This window comes from Pseudomonas sp. BP01, assembly GCF_022760795.1.
GTDB lineage: Bacteria > Pseudomonadota > Gammaproteobacteria > Pseudomonadales > Pseudomonadaceae > Aquipseudomonas > Aquipseudomonas putida_Q.
On sequence record NZ_JAFBKA010000008.1, the window covers coordinates 158,707 to 178,176 of the forward strand.

Here is a 19,470-nt window from a genome sequence, read left to right on the forward strand (position 1 = left end):
GACTGCATTCATGACCGTGTTGAAGATGACCGACCTCGACCTGCAAGGTAAGCGCGTACTGATTCGCGAAGACCTCAACGTGCCTGTGAAGGACGGTGTGGTAACCAGCGACGCGCGTATCCTGGCAGCGCTGCCGACCATCAAGCTGGCGCTGGAAAAGGGCGCGGCGGTAATGGTCTGCTCGCACCTGGGCCGCCCGACCGAAGGCGAATTCTCTGCCGAGAACAGCCTCAAGCCGGTTGCCGACTACCTGAGCAAGGCCCTGGGCCGTGATGTGCCGCTGGTTGCTGACTACCTGGACGGTGTCGCGGTTCAGGCCGGTGAGCTGGTGCTGTTCGAGAACGTGCGCTTCAACAAGGGCGAGAAAAAGAACGCCGACGAGCTGGCGCAGAAGTACGCTGGCCTGTGCGATGTGTTCGTAATGGACGCTTTCGGCACCGCTCACCGCGCCGAAGGTTCGACCCACGGTGTGGCCAAGTTCGCCAAGGTTGCCGCTGCCGGCCCGCTGCTGGCGGCTGAGCTGGATGCCCTGGGCAAGGCGCTGAAAGCCCCGGCCAAGCCAATGGCGGCCATCGTTGCCGGCTCCAAGGTGTCCACCAAGCTGGATGTGCTGAACAGCCTGAGCAGTGTGTGCGACCAGCTGATCGTTGGTGGCGGTATTGCCAACACCTTCCTGGCGGCTGCTGGCCACCCGGTGGGCAAGTCGCTGTACGAGCCTGACCTGGTCGACACCGCTAAGGCCATCGCCGCCAAGGTCAGCGTGCCGCTGCCAGTCGACGTGGTGGTTGCCAAGGAGTTCGCCGAAACTGCCGAAGCCACCGTCAAAGCCATTGCCGACGTTGCTGCTGACGACATGATCCTGGACATCGGCCCGCAAACCGCAGCCAACTTCGCCGAGCTGCTGAAGTCGTCGCAGACCATCCTGTGGAACGGCCCGGTTGGCGTGTTCGAGTTCGACCAGTTCGGCAACGGCACCAAGGTACTGGCCAAAGCCATTGCCGACAGCGCAGCGTTCTCCATCGCCGGTGGCGGTGACACCCTGGCCGCCATCGACAAATATGGCGTCAGCAAGGAAATCTCCTACATTTCTACCGGTGGTGGTGCCTTCCTCGAGTTCGTCGAGGGCAAGGTCCTGCCAGCGGTGGCAATCCTGGAAGAGCGGGCCAAGGCCTGATGACGTCGGCGCTTGGCAAAGGGAGTGGCCTGATGGTCAAGCAATTGCCTGTGATGATACTGGCGGGCCTGCTGAGCGCCTGCTCTGGCAGCCCGGCCTCGGATGGCGACCCGGCGCATCCGCCCAAGGGTGGTTGCTACCAGTCCGAGTGGCAGGCCGAAACCGTGCCGGTCATCAGCAAGCGCGTGGGCCCGGAAGGCCTGGAAAAGTACGACGAAGACCACCAGCGCAAGGCGCCGGGTTGCCCTTGATCGGGTGAGAGGCAACCTGAAGGTTGATTTGTGGTCTTGAAGAAGGGGCCGCTGTGCGGCCCTTCGCGGGCTCGCCCGCTCCCACAGGTACAGTGCGTTCTCTGTGGGAGCGGGCAAGCCCGCGAAGGGCTGCACGGCAGCCCCAAATCGAGGAAACTGAATGAAAGCGCTTTTGGCCGTAACGGCCCTGGCGACACTGGCAGGATGCTCACTGCTGCAGCCGGCGCAACCCGCCCCGGCAGACGACTGGACCCGTTGGGTCTGCGATACCCAGGCTGAAGTGCTGTGGCGCTTCGCCGATGCACAACGCGACCAGGTCGACGTGCGCCTTGGCGGCGGTGACCAGGTCTACCGGCTCAAGTCCGAGCCGGGTGCTTCGGGCGCGCTGTACAGCGATGGCATGTTGGCCTTCCACACCAAGGGCGAAGAAGGCCTGGTGTACTGGGTAGCAACCAACGATCTGATTGGGCGGGGCTGCAAGGCACCGTGACTGGCCGGGCCGCGTGAATGGCCCACACTACTTGAACAGCAACCGCCCCTGCGGCAGGCTTGCACGAAACAAACGACGCTTGTCGGGAGAGAGATACACAATGGCACTCATTAGCATGCGCCAGATGCTGGACCACGCCGCCGAGTTCGGTTACGGCGTACCAGCTTTCAACGTCAATAACCTCGAGCAGATGCGCGCCATCATGGAAGCGGCTGACAAGACCGACTCCCCGGTGATCGTCCAGGCCTCGGCCGGTGCCCGCAAATACGCGGGTGCCCCGTTCCTGCGTCACCTGATCCTGGCTGCCATCGAAGAATTCCCGCACATCCCGGTGTGCATGCACCAGGACCACGGCACCAGCCCTGATGTCTGCCAGCGCTCCATCCAGCTGGGCTTCAGCTCGGTGATGATGGACGGCTCGCTGGGTGAAGACGGCAAGACCCCGACCGACTACGAGTACAACGTCCGCGTTACTCAGCAGACCGTTGCCATGGCGCACGCCTGCGGCGTTTCGGTAGAAGGTGAGCTGGGCTGCCTGGGTTCGCTGGAAACCGGCATGGCCGGTGAAGAAGACGGCATCGGCGCCGAAGGCGTGCTGGACCACAGCCAGATGCTGACCGACCCGGAAGAAGCGGCCGACTTCGTCAAGAAGACCCAGGTCGACGCCCTGGCGATCGCCATCGGTACCAGCCACGGTGCCTACAAGTTCACCAAGCCGCCTACCGGTGACGTGCTGGCCATCGACCGCATCAAGGAAATCCACAAGCGCATCCCCAACACCCACCTGGTGATGCACGGTTCTTCCTCGGTCCCGCAAGAGTGGCTGGCGATCATCAACCAGTACGGCGGCGACATCAAGGAAACCTACGGTGTACCGGTCGAAGAGATCGTTGAAGGCATCAAGCACGGCGTGCGCAAGGTCAACATCGACACCGACCTGCGTCTGGCTTCCACCGGTGCAATGCGTCGCCTGATGGCGCAGAACCCGAGCGAGTTCGACCCACGCAAGTTCTTCGGTGAAACCGTCAAAGCCATGCGTGAAGTGTGCATCGCCCGTTACGAAGCCTTCGGCACTGCCGGTAATGCCTCGAAGATCAAGCCGATCTCCCTCGAAGGCATGTACCAGCGCTACCTGAAAGGTGAGCTGGCCGCCAAGGTCAACTGATCAACTGGCAGCAGTGAAAAACCCGCAGCGATGCGGGTTTTTTTATGGCTGGCAAAAAGCCGGAACATATTTCGGCAAACCGACCGTTAGTCGGCTACCGTACAGTTGAACCACTGATAGCGTTCTGATTGCATTGCGTGTTACCACCTCAGGACTAGAGTAATAATGGATCCAACCGTATTTTGAAGTCCGTCACATAATAGAGAAGCAGCATGGATGGCGCTCAAGCTCAACCACAGCCACTGGATGGTAGCTCGGTCCTTCTGGTGGTAGATGACTACCCCGAGAACCTCATCAGCATGCGGGCGTTGCTGGCCCGGCAGGATTGGCAAGTGTTGACGGCAAGCTCAGGGACGGAAGCCTTGAGTGCGTTGCTGGAACACGATGTCGACCTGGTCTTGCTGGATGTACAGATGCCGGAGATGGATGGATTCGAAGTCGCCCGGCTCATGCGTGGCAGCCAGCGCACCCGGCTGACACCGATCATCTTCCTCACCGCCAACGAACAGTCCGAAGCGGCCGTGCTCAAAGGGTACGCCAGCGGCGCTGTGGACTACATGTTCAAACCGTTCGACCCGCAAATTCTCAAGCCCAAAGTGCAGGCCTTGCTCGACCAGCAGCGCAACCGGCGCATGCTGCAGCGCCTGACCCGCGAGCTGGAGGCAGCCAGGGCGTTCAATGCGTCGATCCTGGAGAACGCCGCCGAGGGCATTCTGGTGGTGGATGCCCAAGGCGTCATCAGTTTTGCCAACCCGGCCATTTCGCGCTTGCTGGCGGCCCCGGTGCAGCAGTTGCAGGGCGTGCACCTGCTCGACCTGGTGCAACTCGCCAGTGCCAGCGTGTGGGGGGAGTCTGACTTCTACCAGGCCTACATGGGGCGGCGTATTTTCCGCGTGCATGATGCCCAGCTGCGTACCCTCGGTGGCGAACTGGTGCCGGTGGCGTTGTCCTGCGCACCGTTGCCGGCTGACCAGCAGGCCATGGTGGTCACCGTGCTGGACATGTCGGTGGTGCGCAACCTGCACCAGCAGCTGGAATACCAGGCCGTGACCGACCCGCTTACCGGCCTGCTCAACCGCCGTGGTTTCTACCAGGCGGCCGAAGGTGCGCTGCTGCGCAACGAGCGTTCGGACAAGGCACAGGCATTGATGTACATGGACCTGGACGGCTTCAAGCGCATCAACGACTCGTTGGGCCACGACACCGGTGACCGTGTGCTGCGCTGGGTGGGCGAGCAACTCAAGGATTGCCTGGGCAGCGAGGCCTTGCTGGCACGCATGGGAGGTGATGAATTCACCGCGCTTTTCGACAGCCTGCCCTATCCCGAACAGGCCGGGCGCTATGCCGAGAAGTTGCTTGAGCGTATTTCGATCAGCCACCAGATCGAAGGGCTGGATGTGTGCCTTGGGGTCAGCATCGGCATCGCCACCTTCCCGGACTGCGGGGCCAATGTGGAAGGCCTGCTGCGCGCCGCCGATGCAGCGATGTATGCCGCCAAGCAGGCCGGGCGCCAGCAGTACCGTTTCTACGACCAGGAGCTAAACGGCCGGGCGCGCTCGCGGCTGATGCTGGAAGACGGTGTGCGCACCGCCATCGAGCAGCAGGACTTCACCTTGGTGTATCAGCCGCAGGTGTCGTTCATTGATGGCCGTCTGCGGGGCTTCGAGGCCTTGTTGCGCTGGCAGCATCCCAGCGTCGGCGACGTACCGCCTGGGCTGTTTATTCCGTTGCTGGAAGAAGCACGCCTGATCAACCGCCTGGCCAGCTGGATCTACCGCCAGGGGGCCGCCCAGCGCCAGGCCTGGTACGAACGCTTCCCTGCAGACCTTGTGCTCGGCATCAGCCTGAGCCGCGCGCAGTTCGTCATGCCCGGCCTGGTCGAAGAGCTGCAGCGGGTGATCCAGCTTTACCAGCTGGACCCGGCGCAACTGGAGGTGGAAGTCGCGGAAACCTCGCTGATGTATAACATCGATGCGGCCGTCAAACAGATACACCGCTTGCGTGAGCTGGGGGTGCGGGTGGCCCTGGACGATTTTGGCGCAGGCGACTGTTCGTTGCGCATGCTGCGTGACTTGCCGATCGACACCTTGAAGCTCGACCGCCACCTGGTGGCGCGCTTGCCTGATTCGGCGGTGGATGCAGCCTTGGTCCGCAGTGTCATCGGCCTGTGCGCCGACTACTGCATCACGGTGATCGCCGAGGGTGTCGAAACACTGGCCCAGGCGGCTTGGCTCAAGGCCAACGGCTGCGAATACGTGCAGGGTTTTCTGGTGGCTTACCCAATGACCGCTGCGGATGCCAGCGGCTTCCCGGCAATTTTCTCCTGGCCAGGGCCATGATTGGCTAGAATCGGCATTCGTTACGCCGAATGCAGCGCCATGACCGTATTACGTTACCTGCAAGCCTACCCTGCGCACCTGCAAGAGCAGGTGCGGCAGATGATTGACAGCGACCGCCTGGGCGAATACCTGCAGCGCCGCTACCCCGACCGCCATGACGTGCAAAGCGACAAGGCGCTGTACGGCTACGCCCAGGATCTGCGCCAGCAATACCTGCGCAGTGCGCCGAACCTGGACAAGGTGCTGTTCGACAACCGTCTCGACCTGACCCATCGGGCCCTGGGCCTGAACACGGCGGTGTCGCGGGTGCAGGGCGGCAAGCTCAAGGCGAAGAAGGAAATCCGCATTGCCTCGCTGTTCAAGGAAGCTGCGCCGCAGTTCTTGCGCATGATCGTGGTGCACGAACTGGCGCACCTGCGCGAGCGCGACCACAACAAGGCGTTCTACCAGCTCTGCCAGCACATGGAGCCGGACTACCACCAACTGGAATTCGACCTGCGCGTCTACCTGACCTATCGGGAGCTGCCAGGCAACTGCTAAGGACCACGCAGCATGGAAGTGAGCAAGACCAAGAGCAGCTTCTACCGTCGCCTGTACGTCGCCTGGCTGATCGACAGCCAGACCGCGACCAGCGTGCCCGCCCTGATGGAGGCTACCGGCATGCCGCGGCGCACGGCCCAGGACACCATCGCCGCCCTGGCCGACCTGGATATCGTCTGCGAGTTCGAACAGCAGGAAGGCGCACGCAACCACGCCGGGCATTACCGCATTCATGATTGGGGGGCGATCGACAAGCAGTGGATCATCCGCCATCTGCGGCAGATCCGCGAAGTGCTGGGTTACCCCTGAAGAATTTGGGGCTGCTGTGCAGCCCATCGCCCAGGCCTGCGCGGAACCTGTGGGAGCTGGCTTGCCGGCGAAAGGGGTGCAAAGCACCCCCGGCAATTTCAGCCTTTGCGCATCCCGATGTGCGGGATGTCATCTTCAACATATTCCTCGCCCACCACCTCAAACCCATGGCGGGCATAAAACCCCTGCAAATGCGCCTGCGCCGACAGGTAAACCGGTACTCCCGGCCAGCAATGCTCTGCCGCCTCCAGCCCTTTGAGCAGCAACGGGTGCCCCAGCTTCAGGCCGCGCGCTTCGGGGGCGGTCACTATCCGCCCGATCACCACGTCCCCGCCCTGGGACTGCGGGTCGAGCAAGCGCAGATAAGCCACCAGCTTGTCGTCCTGCCAGGCCATCAGGTGCACGGTATCGCCGCTCAGGTCCTGGCCATCGACTTCCTGGTACGCGCAGCGCTGCTCGACCACAAACACTTCGGTGCGCAATTGCAGAATGGCGTAGAGCTGGTCCTTGCCGAGGTCGGTGTGGTGCTTGCAAAGCCAGTCGATGGACATTGGCGAACTCCTTGAGTGGGTAGTCGATCATCGCACGTCGTCTGTGCTTCGGCCAAAATAGAGGCTAAATGACACTATTGGCCGCTGCCCTCTGCAACAGCTTTGTGTAATCTCGTCGGGAGTGTGTGCCCTCCATAGCGAAAGGACGTGAGCATGCGGCCACTGCTTTGTGTGCTGGGATTACTGGCAATGATGCTGGCAACACCCGCCCTGGGTCACGACAAGCTACGGTTGGTGGCTGACAGCTGGCCACCGTTCACGGATGCCAACATGCCGGGCGGCGGCCTGGCGACCAGCATCGTCACCACGGCGCTGACCCGTGCCGGCTACACCAGCAGCTATGAAGAAGCGCCCTGGGCGCGGGCGCTGCTGGGGGTAGGTGAAGGGCGCTACGACGTACTGATCAATGCCTGGTACAACGACTCGCGCGCCAACATCGGGCAGTTTTCCAACGCCTACCTGACTAACCGCATTCGCCTGCTGCAACGCAAGGGCGAGGCGTTCCACTACAAAGACCAGTCGGATTTGTACCCCTACAGCATCGCGGTGGTACGTGATTACGCCTATTCACCGAAGTTCGACGCCGATACCCGTCTGCACAAGGTGCCGGTGCGCAATTTTTCGTCGGCGGTACGCATGCTGGCGGCAGGGCGGGTGAACCTTGCGGTGGAAGACGAGTACGTGGCCCGCTACAACCTGCAGCGTGAGCCGCAGGAAGTGCGTGATGGGGTGATGCTGGTGGAGCCGCCGCTGGGGGAGAACACCCTGCATATCCTGGTGAGCCTGAAGCACCCGGAGCATAAGCGCATTGTCGAGCGTTTCGAGCAGGCCATTGCGGCGATGAAGGCCGATGGCAGCTATGACCGGCTGTTGCGCCAGCATGGCTTCTGACCACTGTCGCGTGTTCTGGCCTCTTCGCGGGCATGCCCGCTCCCACAGGTACCCCATACACCTCAGGTTCTGTGGGGTCTCTGTGGGAGCGGGCGAGCCCGCGAAGAGGCCAGCACAGGCAACAAGGCAATCAGGCCGGGGCACCTTCTTTGATCAGGTGTGCCGCCAAGGTCCGCAACGGCCCCAACTGCCGGCAAATCAACGCCAACTGTGTCTGCACCAACCGCTGATGTTCATCCAGCTCTTCCGGCATCTGCTCCAGGGCATTGGCCAGCGCCTCTTCGGCATCGCTGTGAATCGCCACCGGTAGCCGTGCGGCCAGGCCGTTGGCAATCTCGTCCAGGCTGCTGGCCAGGCTTTGCCCGGCGCCCTCGATCAACTGCTCCTGCACCTCTGCCGGCAAGGCCGTGTCGCGGTGTGCGCCCAGCCCCGAGAGGTAGCTGAGCAAGGTGTGCGACAGCACCAGGAAGCGGAAGCCAACATCAGCCTCCTTACGGAAATGCCCTGGCTCCATCAGCATGTTGGCCAAGGTAGTGGACAGCGCCGCGTCGGCGTTATGGGCATTGCGCCGGGCCAGGCGGTAGGCCAGGTCGTCGCGCTTGCCATGGGCATACTGCTGCATGATCTGGCGCAGGTACACGCTGGCGCAGGCCAGGGTATTGGCCAGCGCCTTGTTCAACCGTCGCCCTTGCCAGTCAGGCAGGAACAGGAACACCGCCAGGATGGCGATCAGGCTGCCCACCAGGGTATCGAACAGGCGTGGCAGGAACAGGCCGTAGCCATCGCCGATCTGGTTGAAGCAGAACAGCACCATCAGCGTGATCGCAGCTGTGGCCAAGGTGTAGCGGGTGGTGCGATTGACGAAGAACACCACCCCGGCAACCACGGCGAACAGCGACTGGATGACCGGGTTGGGGAACAGATCGAACAACGCCCAGCCCACTGTCAGGCCGACGGCGGTGCCGAAAATTCGCTGCACCAGCTTGCGCCGGGTTGCACCGTAGTTGGGCTGGCACACGAACAGCGTGGTGAGGATGATCCAGTAGCCCTGGGTGGGGTGAATCAGGTGCACCATGCCGTAGCCGATCGACAGTGCGAGCGGCAGGCGCAGGGCGTGACGGAACAACAGCGAGGTCGGCGTGAGCTGTGTGCGCAGGCGTGTCCACACGTCTTTCAGCGAGCGTGGCGAGCGGTCGAGCAGGCTGCTGTCACTGGTATCGGCCAGGCTGTCCGGGTTGCTGGCGGCGCTCAGCAGGCGGTCCAGTGTGGCCAGGTTGGCGGCCAGTGCCCGCAGCGAACGCAACAGGCTGCGCCAGGCCGGGTTGTTCTGGAGGCGCAGGTGCTCCAGCGAGGCGTTGAGGTCCTCGAGGGCTTCTGGATAACCGCTGGCCAGCACGAACGGCTGGCGCAGGCGGATCGAGCGGGCCAGCTCCTGGCAGGACGAGCCTTGTTTGCGCAGCAGGCGCTGGCAGCGGAACATGACGTCGCTGTGGAAAAACGCCTCGGTCAGGCCGTTGTAGGGGTAGTGCGAGGCACTGACCCGCTCGTGAATGTCCTGGGCGAGAAAGTACAGCTTGAGGTAACGGCTGACCTTGGAGTTCGGCTGGCTGTTGCCCACCCGGTGCAGGATGATTTCCTTGGCTGCGTTGAGCGCTGCCACCACCTTGCCGTTCTGCTGGGCCAGCTCCAGGCGCCGGGCCTCGACGTCGAGGGTGCGGATGGGTTCGAACAGGCTGGCCTTGAGCTTGAGGTAGCTGCCCAGCTCGAAGAACAGCTTGGCCAGGCTTTGCTGCACCGGCTGGTTGGAAAACAGCGCCTGCCACAGTACCGAAAGCAGCCCGTACCAGGCCGCGCCCGCCACCAGCAGCAGCGGCTCGTGCCAGAAGTCCGTCACTTGGCCACCGCGCTGGTCCACACCGATCATGGTGTAAACCGCCGTGATCAGTGTCGCCGAGGCAATCGCACCATAACGCTCGCCCAAGGCGCCGAGCATGGTCAGGCCGAACGCCGCCAGGGCCAGGGCGATGGCGAAGATCCAGGGGTAGGGGAACAGTAACTCGACCGCTAGCGCAGCGATGGCGAAACACACCAGGGTAACGGCCAGGGCGCTGAGGCGGCCCTGCCAGCTGTCGTCGGTTTCGGCCAGGGCGCTGGCGATGATGCCGAGGAACAGCGGAATCAGCAGGGCCATCTCGTTCTGGTACCAGCACAGGGCCAGGCTGCCGGTGAGGGCGATGGTGACCCGGATGCTGTAGCTGAACTTGTCTTGGCCCCACAGGCGACGCAGTGACTGACGGAACGAGCTCGATGACATGATGGCCTGCTAGGCAGTGAGCGAAGAATGCATTGCAGCACGGGCCAGCAAGAAGCGTTCCGTGCTGCTGAATGGATTCTACTCTACACGAACTGCGCCGCGGCGTTGGCCGATGCCCAGGCCCACTGGAAGTTGAAACCGCCCAGGTGGCCAGTGACATCGAGCACTTCCCCGATGAAGTACAGCCCGGGGCTTTTAAGCGATTCCATGGTCTTGGACGACACTTCGCGGGTATCCACGCCGCCCAGGGTCACTTCGGCGGTGCGGTAGCCTTCGGTGCCGGCCGGCACCACTTGCCAGTTCGCCAGCTTTTCGGCGATCTGTGCCAGTTCCGCCGGGGTGTACTGCTTCATCGGCCTGGACTCGAACCATTGCTCGGCCAGCAGGTTGGCCAGCTTGCGGGTGAATACTTCACCCAGCACGGTCTTCAGTTCGGCGTTGGCGCGTTCGGCCTGCATCTGTTGCAGCCAGCACAGCGCATCGCGGTCCGGCAGCAGGTTGATCTCGACCGTATCGCCCGCTTCCCAGAACGACGAAATCTGCAGGATCGCCGGGCCGCTCAGGCCGCGGTGGGTGAACAGCAGGTTCTCGCGGAAGCTGGTGCCGTTGCAGCTGGCAGTGCAGTCCAGCGAAGTGCCGGACAACTCGGTGCACAGTGCCTTGAGTTGGGGCTCGGTGATGGTGAACGGCACCAGCCCGGCGCGGGTCGGCAGCAGGGTGTGGCCGAACTGGCGGGCCACCTGGTAGCCGAAGCCGGTCGCGCCCAGGGTCGGGATCGACAGGCCGCCGGTGGCGATCACCAGCGACTGGCAGGCGAACTGGCCACCGCTGGTCTGCAGCAGGTAGCCGCTTTCGGTCTTCTCGATGTGTTCGATGCTGGTGTGCATGCGGATCTCGGCGCCGGCCTCGTCGCATTCGGCCAGCAGCATGTCGAGGATGTCACTGGCCTTGTTGTCGCAGAACAGCTGGCCGAGCTTCTTCTCGTGGTACGCCACGCCGTGCTTGCACACCAGTTCGATGAAGTCCCACTGGGTGTAGCGGGCCAGGGCCGACTTGCAGAAGTGCGCGTTGTGCGACAGGAAGTTGGCTGGCTCGGTGTACATGTTGGTGAAGTTGCAGCGCCCGCCGCCGGACATGAGGATTTTCTTGCCGGGCTTGTTGGCGTGGTCGAGCAGCAGTACCCGGCGGCCACGGCGGGCGCTGAGCTGGGCGCACATCAGGCCGGCGGCGCCGGCGCCGAGGATGATCACGTCGGTGGAGTGCACGGTGTTACCTCATTGGTAGTTTGGCGCCGCTGTGCGGCCTATCGCCGGCAAGCCAGCTCCCACAGGCCCTGCACAAGCCTAAGGCCTGTGGTGATCCTGTGGGAGCTGGCTTGCCGGCGATGGGCTGCACAGCAACCCCAAAAAATGTCAGAGAATGCGGACTTTCAGGGCGCGGCCCTTGATCTTGCCGCTGTTCAGCCGCTGCATGGCCTGCTTGGCCAGCGCGCGCTCCACGGCAACAAACGCCTGGAAGTCGAAGATGGCGATCTTGCCCACCTGCTTGCCCGGGATGCCGGCATCACCGGTCAGCGCACCAAGAATATCGCCAGGGCGCAGTTTGTCCTTGCGGCCTGCGGCAATGCACAGCGTGGTCATCACCGGCAGTAGCGGTTCACCGCCCTTGTTCTTCAGGCTGTCCAGCGAGTCCCAGCGCAGCGGGCTTTTTTGCAGGTCTTCGATAGCCTGGGCGCGGTGGCCTTCTGCCGGTGCCACCAGGCTTACCGCCACACCTTTCTCGCCGGCACGGCCGGTACGGCCCACCCGGTGCACGTGGATTTCGGCATCACGCGCCAGCTCGACATTGATGACCATGTCCAGGCCATCGATATCCAGGCCGCGCGCGGCCACGTCAGTGGCCACCAGCACCGAGCTGCTGCGGTTGGCGAACATGGCCAGCACCTGATCACGGTCGCGTTGCTCCAGGTCGCCATGCAGGGCCTGGGCAACGATACCCTTGGCAGTCAGGTGAGCAACCACATCCTCGCACTGCTGCTTGGTGAAGCAGAACGCCACGCAGGATTGCGGGCGGTAGTGGCCGAGCACACGGGTGACGGCCTCCAGGCGGTGCTGTGGGTCGATCTCGATGAAGCTCTGTTCGATCTGGTTGTCGGTGTGCAGGCTCTCGACCTTGACCTGCTGCGGGTTACGCATGAAGTCGGCGGCCAGCTGCTTGATACCGGACGGGTAAGTGGCCGAGAACAGCAGGGTCTGGCGGCGCGACGGGGTCTTGCCGATGATGCTGGCGATGGCGTCGAAGAAACCCATGTCGAGCATGCGGTCGGCTTCGTCCAGCACCAGCGTGTTCAGGCCGTCGAGCACCAGGGTGCCTTTGTCCAGGTGCTGCTGGATACGCCCCGGGGTGCCGACGATGATGTGCGCGCCGTGCTCCAGCGAAGCAATCTGCGGGCCCAGCGAAACGCCGCCGCACAGGGTCAGGATCTTGATGTTGTCCTCGGCGCGGGCCAGGCGGCGCAGCTCTTTGGCCACCTGGTCGGCGAGCTCGCGGGTAGGGCACAGCACCAGCGCCTGGCAGCCGAAGTAGCGCGGGTTGATCGGGTTCAGCAGGCCGATGCCGAAGGCGGCTGTCTTGCCGCTGCCGGTCTTGGCCTGGGCGATCAGGTCCTGGCCCTTGAGGATGACGGGCAGGCTCTGGGCCTGGATCGGCGTCATCGAGGCATAGCCGAGGGCGTCCAGGTTCGCCAGCATGGCGGCGGACAACGGCAGAGTGGCAAAGGCGGTGGATTCGGTGGTCACGAGGCGGGCCTGCGTTGCGAAGCGAAAAAATGCCGCACAGTCTACCAGCCTCGTGGCCATTCGCCCTACGGTTCCATGTGTTGTTCCGGACGACGGGCACGCCTTCCGTCCGTCGGCGCCAGTTGCAGGAAGATCGCTGCCGCCAGCATGGCCATCACGCCGATGGTGACAAACGTCAACTGGAAGGCGCCCAGGGTGCTTTCCACGCCTTCGGCACTGCCCGCTGCGGTAAAGCCGCCCAGCAGGGCGCCGGCACATGCCACACCCAGGCTCAGTGCCAACTGAGCGACCACCGACAGCAGGCTGTTGCCGCTGCTGGCGCTGGCGTCATCGAGGTCGATCAGGGTTACCGTGTTCATGGCCGTGAACTGCATGGAGTTGACCGCGCCCAGCAGGCCCAGCTGGATCAGCAGCACTGCGTAGGGTGTCTGCTCGTCGACCAGGCCGAGGCTGGCCAGCAGCAGGCCCAGTAGCAAGGTGTTGCCGGTGAGGATGATGCGGTAGCCAAACCGTTCGATCAGCGGCCTTGCGACAGACTTGGCCAGCATGGCCGCTGCCGCCAGCGGGATCATGCTCATACCGGCCTGGGAGGGCGAGTAGCCCAGCGCCACCTGCAGCAGCAGCGGCACCAGGAAGGGCAGGGCGCCGCTGCCCAGGCGGGCGAACAGGTTGCCGAGGATGCCGATGGCGAAGGTGCGCACGCGGAACAGGCTGGGCGAGAACAGCGGCTCCGGGTCGCGCCCGGCGCGCAGCCAGTAGGCGGCCAGGCAGGCCATGCCGGCGAACAGCAGCAACATCACCCGCAGGTGCGGCAGGTGCAACTCGCCCAGGCCTTCCATGGCGATGGTGATCAGTACCATCGCTGCGCCAAACAACAGGAACCCAGGCCCGTCGAACGAGGTGCGCTCGGCGCCGCGCAGGTCCGGGATGAACTTCCAGACGGCAATGCAGCCGAGCAGACCGACCGGCAGGTTGAGCAGGAAGATCCAGTGCCAGCTGAGGATTTCCACCAGCCAGCCGCCGACGGTTGGCCCCAGCAGTGGGCCGAGCAGGCCAGGGATGGTGATGAAACTCATGATCCGCACCAGCTCGCTGCGCGGGTAGGCGCGCAGCACCACCAGCCGCCCGACCGGCAGCATCAGCGCACCGCCCAGGCCCTGTACCACGCGGGCGAAGATCAGGAAGCCCAGGCTATTGGCTGCTGCGCACAGCAGCGAGCCGAAGCTGAACAGCAGGATGGCGCTGAAGAAGATGCGCTTGGTGCCAAAACGGTCGGCGATCCAGCCCGAGGCGGGGATCAGCAGGGCCACGGTGAGCATGTAGGCGATGATCACGCCCTGCATGCGCAACGGGTCTTCGGCCAGCGAGCGGGCCATGGCCGGCAGCGCGGTGTTGAGGATGGTGCCGTCCAGGGACTGCATGAAGAAAGCGATGGCCACCACCCAGGGGATCCAGCGGGCGGTGACGGGGTCCAGCGGGGTGCGCTCAGGCATGACTTCCTCGTTTGTCAGTGCCGCCCCTTTCGCGGCTAAAGCCGCTCCCACAGGGATATCACTACATTTGAGGGCAGTGGACATCCTGTGGGAGCGGCTTTAGCCGCGAAAGGGCCGGCAGGTCCAGTCACAATGTCAGGGTCAGGCCTTTGACCAGTGCCCCGGGCAAATGGCTCGACCCGGTACTGCGCTGGCCATAGGTACTGGTCGACAAGATCATCTCGCGCTCCCGGGTCAGGTCCTCCAGCTGGCTACCCAGCAAGCTGTAAAGGCTGTCATCGAAGCGCATGGTGCTCACCGGCCCCTGGATCTGCCCGTTTTCCACCCAGAAGGTCGCGAAGCGGGTCAGCCCGGTCATGCGCGCTGCCGGCAGGTCAGAGTAGTTCAGGTACCACAGGTTGCTGATGTACAGCCCGGTGCCTAGTCGCTCAAGGATCTGTTCGCTGGCCAGGTTGCCAGGCGCCAGGCTGAGCGCGCAGGGCGACTCGTAGCTGTCGGCACCATTGGCCTGCAGTTCGAACTCGGCCGCACTGCGTGCGCAGATCAAGCGTTGCTGCGCCTTGCCTTGCTGGACCAACGGCACATCCAGGCGTGGCGCCCCCTCATCGGAAAACGCCGGGCTCAGCGAGCCGCTGACCTGCTCGGTGAAACTTACCAGCGGGCTTAATTGTGCATCGCCGTTATACAGGCGCTGCAAGGCGCTGTTGCCGGTGGCGAGGGCCTGTGCGGAAAAACCGCCCCAGCACAGCATGCCGGCGATTTCGTCCATGGCCGCAGGCGCCAGGTAGGCGCGGTAGTTGCCGGGTTTGAGGGTGACCGCAGGGCGACCGAGGAAGCCTAGCTGTTCACGTGCCTGGCGCAGGCGCTCGGTGAAGTCGTCGGCGCTCCACAGCTGGCCGGCATAGTTGGCCTTAACTGCCTGGCCGTTTTCGTGGAACAGGCTCCAGTCAACGTTGAAGCTGTTGGCCTGGTGCCAGCCAAAGGCCCCGAACGAACTGGCGAAGCCCCGGCAGATCGGGCCGGCGGCGTAGATGCCGACCAGGTCCAGCTCGCCTGCTTCGCGGTCGAGCAGGGCCAGTACTTCGTCCAGTGCGGGCAGGGGATGGTCCTGCAGGCTGTGGCTGTGCCAGGCGCTTTCGTCCAGGCGCAGGTACGGGTCGAGGGCCAGCAGCGGCAAGGTCTGGCGCAGTTGCTCAAGGGCATCGCTCAGGCGCTGGCGGTCCAGTTGCACGTCGCCACTCAAGGTCACCTGCTGTTCCGCCTGGCGGCCATCGCGCACCAGCCGCAGCTGGGCGCTTGCCTGGCTCACTTCACCGGCCTGGCGCACCTTGGCGTGGTTGAAACGCACGAACTGCGAGTGTTCTGCGCTGTAGCCGAGGGTGAACTGCTCGCCTGCTTGCAGGGCAGCGCGCACATCCCCGACAAGCGTTTCGAAAGCGTGCTTCATCAGGCGTCTCCTCCGAATACATCGATCTGGCGGAACACACAGGCCGGCGAGGCGTGGCCGACCCGCACCACCTGGTTGGGTTCGCCCTTGCCGCAATTGGGCGTGCCCAGCACCTGGAAGGTACTGCGGTCGCCGACGGCCGACAGGTTGCGCCAGAACTGCGCGGAGATGCCGCGGTAGTTGGGGTTCTTGACGATGCCCTTGAGCTCGCCGTTTTCAATCAACTGGCCATATTCACAGCCGAACTGAAACTTGTTGCGCGCATCATCGATGGACCACGAGCGGTTGGTACGCATCAGGATGCCGTGCTCGATGCCTTGCACCAGTTGCTCCAGGCTCTGATCACCCGGTTCGATATTGAGGTTGGCCATGCGGTCGATCGGGGCACGGTTCCAGCCACAGGCGCGGCTGTTCGCCACGCCGTCCAGGCCAGAACGGAACTGCGACAGCGCGCCGCCCAGTGGGCGCAGCAGCAGGCCGTCGCGGATCAGGAATTGCTTGCTGGCCGGGGTGCCGTCATCGTCAAAGCTGTAGCTGGCCAGTTCTTCGCCGATGGTCGGGTCGAAGGTCACGTTCAACAGGCTGGAGCCGTACTGCAGGTGGCCGAAGTCGCTGGCTTTGACGAAGCTGGTGCCCGCGTAGTTGCGCTCGTCGCCGAGAATACGGTCCATCTCCAGCGGGTGGCCGATGGACTCGTGGATCTGCAGCATCATCTGGTCGGGCATCAGCAGCAGGTCGCGCGGGCCGCTGGGGGTGTTGGGGGCCATCAGCAGTTGCAGTGCCTCGTCGGCCACCTGCCGGGCGGCGCCGACCAGCCCGCAGCGCTCGATGATCTCGAAACCGCCCTGCTGGCCGAAGTTGTCGCGGCCCAGGCTGCGGCTCTGGCTGTCCTGGCCATCGCTGGCGGTTACGCCCAGGCCCGGGAACAGAAAACGCTGTGCATGGCGCAGTTCTGCGCCAGCGGAGTTCAGGTAGGTTTGCTCGACCAGGCTCACACCCAGACTGGCCTGCCAGTCCACCAGGCGGCTGTCTTTGGGCACGCTGGCCGATTCGGCGGCGAGCAGGCCAAGGCAGTCGGCGAGGGAGGGCACGGGTTGATCGAAATTGGGCGAAGTGTGGTCGTGACGGGCGTTGGTCACTGGCTGGTCGCGCAGGTCGAGCAGGCTGTGCGGGGCGATCTGCCGGGCCAGGGCCTCGGCTTGTTCCAGTGCGCGTTGCAGCCCGGTCTGGGACAGATCGGCGGTGGCCGCATAGGCCTCCACGCCGTTGACCCGCACGGTGAGCATGGCGCCCTCGTCCTGGCTGAAGAAGGGTGGCTCGGCGACATTGCGGCGAACCGACAGCGCCTGGTGCGACTGTTTCACATGGCGCAGGGAAAACAACTCGGCCGTACTGCGCAGCGCGGCGAAGCGCTGGCGCAGCAGGGCGCTGGAATCGAACATGCAAAAGCCTCCGTGTACACGGTGGCTCCCCCTTAGAACCACTCGTCCTGCATGGTGAGGCAAGTGTTGTCGCGCGCCTCTAGCAATGCCAGCTCATTATGGCAGCCCGGTACTTCCCAGGTCAGGAAATAACGCGCGGCCTGCAGCTTGCCGAAGTAGAAGTCGCGATCGCTGGCGTTGCCCTTGAGCAAGCCAAGCTCGGCGTGAATGGCCTGTTCCAGCCAGCGCCAGCCGATCACGCAGTGACCGAAGGCCTTTAGGTACAAGGCCGAGTTTGCCAAGGCACCAGCGACTTCGCCTTGGGCCATGTCGCCGAGCAGGGCCAGTGTCACGCCTTGCAGGCGGTTGACCAGTTGCTCCAGTGGCTGGCGCAGTGGGTCGAGTTTGGGGTGGTGGCTTGCACGCTCGCCGGTAGTGGAGATCAGGCGGATCAGTTGCTTGAGGCCGGCGCCATTGTTCTGCGCCAGCTTGCGCCCGAGCAGGTCGAGCGACTGGATACCCTCGGTGCCCTCGTGGATCGGGTTCAGGCGGTTGTCGCGGTAGTACTGCTCCACCGGGTATTCGCGTGTATACCCGTGGCCACCGAGAATCTGGATCGCCAGTTCGTTGGCCTTGAGGCAGAACGTCGAGGGCCAGGATTTGACGATCGGGGTCAGCAGGTCGAGCAGCGCCTGCGCTTGTGTGCGGGACGTTTCGTCATCGGCGGTGTGGGTATCGTCGAACAGGCGCGCGGCGTACAGGCCCAGGTCGAAGGCGCCTTCCGCGTAAGCCTTCTGTGCCAGCAGCATACGTTTCACATCGGTGTGCGCAATGATCGGCACCGCCGGGCTGAGCGGGTCCTTGCTGTCCGGCAGCCGGCCTTGCGGCCGTTGGCGGGCATATTCCAGCGAATACAGGTAGCCGGCATATCCGAGCATCACTGCGCCCATGCCCACGCCGATGCGTGCTTCGTTCATCATCTGGAACATGCAGGCCAGGCCCTGATGCGGCTGGCCGACCAGGTAGCCGACGCACTGGCCGTTGTCGCCGAAGTTCAGCGCGGTGGAGGTGGTGCCGCGCCAGCCCATCTTGTGGAAAAGCCCGGCCAGCAGCACGTCGTTGCGCGGGCCACGGCTGCCGTCGGGGTTGACGTGGTATTTGGGCACGATGAACAGCGAGATGCCTTTCACCCCAGGCGGTGCGTCCGGCAGCTTGGCCAGCACCATGTGCACGATGTTTTCCGACAGTTCGTGGTCGCCACCGGAGATGAAGATCTTGTTGCCCTTGAGCCGGTAGCTGCCGTCGCCCGCAGGTTCGGCGCGGGTGCGGATGTCGGCCAGCGACGAGCCTGCGTGGGGTTCGGTCAGGGCCATGGTGCCGAAGTAGCGGCCCTCGATCATTGGCTGCAGGAACAGACGCTTCTGTTCCTCTGTGCCGAAGCTCTCGATCAGGTTGGCTGCGCCCATGGTCAGGAACGGGTAGGCCGTGGTGCCGGCGTTGGCAGCCTGGAAGTGAGCGAAGCAGGCCTGCGAGACCAGGCTGGGCAGCTGCATGCCGCCGACCTCGAAGTCGCGATTGGCGTTGAGGAAGCCGGCCTTGAGGAAGGCATCGACGGCAGGCTTGACCTCGGGGATCAGTTCAGCGCGGCCGTCCACGTAGCGCGGCTCGTTTTCGTCGGCCTTGCGGTTGTGCGGGGCGAAGTACTTTTCGGCGATGGTGCGCGCGGTGGTCAGCGCCGCGTCGAAGGTTTCGCGGCTGTGCTCGGCAAAGCGCGGGCGCTGGGTGAGGGCTTGGGCGTCGAGCACTTCATAGAGCTCGAAGGCCAGGTTTCGGGTGCTGAGCAGGGTCTCGGGCATGGTGGCGGTCCTGAGGCGGGATGCTGCGAGTGTAGGGAATCGGGTGGGGTGGGGGGAGGTTAATAGGTTTGGGTGATATGGGTTTAGAACGGGTGGGGCATACAGGTGCTTGCCTTGATGTTTTCTGCGCCTGTGAGACCGAGCGCCGCCCGCGCGGCGCTTCGCAGCACAAGGCTGCTCCTGCATCTGTTTCGGGCCAGTCTTTTCTGTGGGATTTGCGCGCGACCGCCTTGGTGCATACCTAGAAATCGCGTCGTACAAACAGGGCGGTCGCGCGCGTCTGGCACAGGCGATATTGGCCCGAAACAGATGTAGGAGCAGCCTTGTGCTGCGAAGCGCCGCGCGGGCGGCGCTCGATCTCACAGGCGCCAAACATCTCAAGATATGCGCCCATAAAAAAGGAGAGCCGAAGCTCCCCTTTTTTATCAACG

16 protein-coding genes are annotated in these 19,470 nt (G+C 63.8%); 8 read left to right on the forward strand and 8 right to left on the reverse strand.

Annotated features, from left to right (window positions below; genetic code table 11):
- Positions 1–10 precede the first annotated feature (10 nt).
- From JOY50_RS09880 to JOY50_RS09910, 7 genes are all read left to right on the forward strand, one after another.
- On the forward strand, positions 11–1,174 hold the full coding sequence (locus JOY50_RS09880; RefSeq protein ID WP_132845123.1) for a phosphoglycerate kinase: 1,164 nt from the start codon (positions 11–13) through the stop codon (positions 1,172–1,174).
- Entirely contained in the window at positions 1,174–1,425 is a 252-nt protein-coding gene (locus JOY50_RS09885) for a hypothetical protein (RefSeq protein WP_019471529.1), read from the forward strand. Before JOY50_RS09880 ends, JOY50_RS09885 begins: the two co-directional genes overlap by 1 nt.
- 160 nt (positions 1,426–1,585) lie before the next feature.
- On the forward strand, positions 1,586–1,915 hold the full coding sequence (locus JOY50_RS09890) for an MliC family protein (RefSeq protein ID WP_019473575.1): 330 nt from the start codon (positions 1,586–1,588) through the stop codon (positions 1,913–1,915).
- Between the two features lie 100 nt (positions 1,916–2,015).
- Complete coding sequence (fba, locus tag JOY50_RS09895) at positions 2,016–3,080, forward strand: class II fructose-bisphosphate aldolase (RefSeq protein ID WP_019473576.1); 1,065 nt, start codon at positions 2,016–2,018, stop codon at positions 3,078–3,080.
- 212 nt (positions 3,081–3,292) lie between these two features.
- Positions 3,293–5,419: a bifunctional diguanylate cyclase/phosphodiesterase gene (locus JOY50_RS09900; protein WP_138736307.1), complete on the forward strand. Its 2,127-nt coding sequence runs from the start codon at positions 3,293–3,295 to the stop codon at positions 5,417–5,419.
- A 39-nt stretch (positions 5,420–5,458) separates the two neighbouring features.
- Entirely contained in the window at positions 5,459–5,959 is a 501-nt protein-coding gene (locus JOY50_RS09905; RefSeq protein ID WP_026034674.1) for a M48 family metallopeptidase, read from the forward strand.
- 12 nt (positions 5,960–5,971) lie between these two features.
- Entirely contained in the window at positions 5,972–6,268 is a 297-nt protein-coding gene (locus JOY50_RS09910) for a helix-turn-helix domain-containing protein (RefSeq protein WP_003249396.1), read from the forward strand.
- A gap of 98 nt (positions 6,269–6,366) precedes the next feature.
- Here JOY50_RS09910 and JOY50_RS09915 read toward each other — a convergent pair whose 3' ends face one another.
- On the reverse strand, positions 6,367–6,819 hold the full coding sequence (locus JOY50_RS09915; RefSeq protein ID WP_132845119.1) for a GNAT family N-acetyltransferase: 453 nt from the start codon (positions 6,817–6,819) through the stop codon (positions 6,367–6,369).
- Between the two features lie 153 nt (positions 6,820–6,972).
- Between JOY50_RS09915 and JOY50_RS09920 the strand changes: the two genes are divergently transcribed.
- The gene (locus JOY50_RS09920) at positions 6,973–7,710 is read left to right on the forward strand and encodes an ABC transporter substrate-binding protein (protein WP_132845117.1); all 738 of its coding nucleotides are present in this window, start codon (positions 6,973–6,975) and stop codon (positions 7,708–7,710) included.
- A 130-nt stretch (positions 7,711–7,840) separates the two neighbouring features.
- Here JOY50_RS09920 and yccS read toward each other — a convergent pair whose 3' ends face one another.
- From yccS to JOY50_RS09955, 7 genes are all read right to left on the reverse strand, one after another.
- A complete protein-coding gene (gene yccS / locus JOY50_RS09925; protein WP_132845115.1) occupies positions 7,841–10,024 on the reverse strand; it encodes a YccS family putative transporter in 2,184 nt (727 codons plus the stop codon).
- 83 nt (positions 10,025–10,107) lie between these two features.
- The gene (locus tag JOY50_RS09930; protein WP_132845112.1) at positions 10,108–11,289 is read right to left on the reverse strand and encodes an NAD(P)/FAD-dependent oxidoreductase; all 1,182 of its coding nucleotides are present in this window, start codon (positions 11,287–11,289) and stop codon (positions 10,108–10,110) included.
- A 147-nt stretch (positions 11,290–11,436) separates the two neighbouring features.
- Positions 11,437–12,774 carry an ATP-dependent RNA helicase DbpA gene (gene dbpA, locus JOY50_RS09935; RefSeq protein WP_231995348.1) on the reverse strand — a complete coding sequence of 446 codons (1,338 nt, stop codon included), beginning with the start codon at positions 12,772–12,774 and terminating at the stop codon, positions 11,437–11,439.
- A 113-nt stretch (positions 12,775–12,887) separates the two neighbouring features.
- Positions 12,888–14,315: a multidrug transporter subunit MdtD gene (gene mdtD / locus JOY50_RS09940; RefSeq protein WP_132845110.1), complete on the reverse strand. Its 1,428-nt coding sequence runs from the start codon at positions 14,313–14,315 to the stop codon at positions 12,888–12,890.
- 127 nt (positions 14,316–14,442) lie between these two features.
- Positions 14,443–15,762 (reverse strand): TldD/PmbA family protein, encoded by a 1,320-nt coding sequence (locus JOY50_RS09945; RefSeq protein ID WP_243055136.1) that lies wholly within the window; start codon positions 15,760–15,762, stop codon positions 14,443–14,445.
- On the reverse strand, positions 15,762–17,204 hold the full coding sequence (locus JOY50_RS09950) for a TldD/PmbA family protein (RefSeq protein ID WP_132845106.1): 1,443 nt from the start codon (positions 17,202–17,204) through the stop codon (positions 15,762–15,764). Before JOY50_RS09950 ends, JOY50_RS09945 begins: the two co-directional genes overlap by 1 nt.
- Positions 17,205–17,236: 32 nt before the next feature.
- Positions 17,237–19,039, reverse strand: a complete 1,803-nt coding sequence (locus JOY50_RS09955) for an acyl-CoA dehydrogenase (protein WP_243055137.1) — start codon at positions 19,037–19,039, stop codon at positions 17,237–17,239.
- Positions 19,040–19,470: the final 431 nt, after the last annotated feature.